The sequence below is a fragment of the Corynebacterium sp. UMB8791 genome (assembly GCF_054166365.1).
This window is the reverse complement of record NZ_JBSZCG010000179.1, coordinates 1-450: the sequence shown is the minus strand read 5'-3', so window position 1 is coordinate 450 and position 450 is coordinate 1. Positions and strand designations below refer to the sequence as shown.

1 protein-coding gene is annotated in these 450 nt (G+C 56.9%); it reads left to right on the top strand.

What is annotated here, in order from left to right; genetic code table 11:
• Nucleotides 1-450: glycine--tRNA ligase subunit beta (locus ACXIUA_RS11675; protein ID WP_457976920.1), on the top strand; the 450-nt coding region annotated here is incomplete at both ends.

The following is a 450-nucleotide window of genomic DNA, read 5'->3' as shown; positions in this document are numbered from 1 at the left end:
CGAATCGAAAGATCCGCAGCAAATTATCTCTGGTAACGAGAAAGTCGTTCGTCCACGTCTGGCGGATGCCGAGTTCTTCTTCAACACCGACCGTAAAAAACGTCTGGAAGATAATCTGCCGCGTCTGCAAACCGTGCTGTTCCAGCAACAGCTTGGCACACCTGTTCAGGAGTCGCAGGGCTCTGATGCCAACGGGTCGTCAACTGGTTCGGCTACCAGCGCATCGTCAAACTCGGCTCGCACCGGCTTCAACATGGGGCCGACCGGCGTGGACGTTTCCAAGTGGCAGCGCCCAGGTGGCGTCGCGCTGAAATGGGACGAGGTCGCAGCCAGCGGCCAGAAGTTCGCTTTCATCAAGGCCACCGACGGTGTCGAAGGTGACCAGAAGTACTTCCCGGTGTATGCGAACGACGGCAAACTGCTGCCGAACTTTATCTTCGTTGCCAACAT